Source organism: Isoptericola croceus, from assembly GCF_029382255.1.
Lineage (GTDB): Bacteria > Actinomycetota > Actinomycetes > Actinomycetales > Cellulomonadaceae > Isoptericola > Isoptericola croceus.
Window position 1 is genome coordinate 1 of record NZ_JARLLG010000274.1, and the last position, 271, is coordinate 271.

A 271-nucleotide genomic window follows, 5' to 3' on the forward strand; every position below is an offset into this window, starting at 1 on the left:
GATATCTCAACAGGAGTCGGAAGGCATAGAAAGTGTAATGGCGGTTATCGGCCAGGGTGAAAGGGTGGACAACAGTGTTGAAATGGACAATGGCGAGCATAACAGGGATGATGGCGAGAGCCGTCAATAGCGCTGGAAAGCCCTTCTTCTTCTCGGAGAAGTCGTAATTCAAGAACTTAGGGATATAAGCGTTGGGCACGACCAAGTTGATCACAGGAATCATGAGAATAGGCCAGGAGAAGAACACGAAGTATGGCCAGATGTAGAACAT

Annotated in this window: 1 protein-coding gene; it reads right to left on the reverse strand. The window is 48.0% G+C overall.

The window, feature by feature from the left end; all coding sequences use genetic code 11:
• A partial coding sequence (locus tag PZC42_RS24700) for a Dol-P-Glc:Glc(2)Man(9)GlcNAc(2)-PP-Dol alpha-1,2-glucosyltransferase (protein ID WP_277214158.1) occupies positions 1-223 on the reverse strand: 223 nt, incomplete at its 3' end.
• Between the last annotated feature and the right edge of the window lie 48 nt (positions 224-271).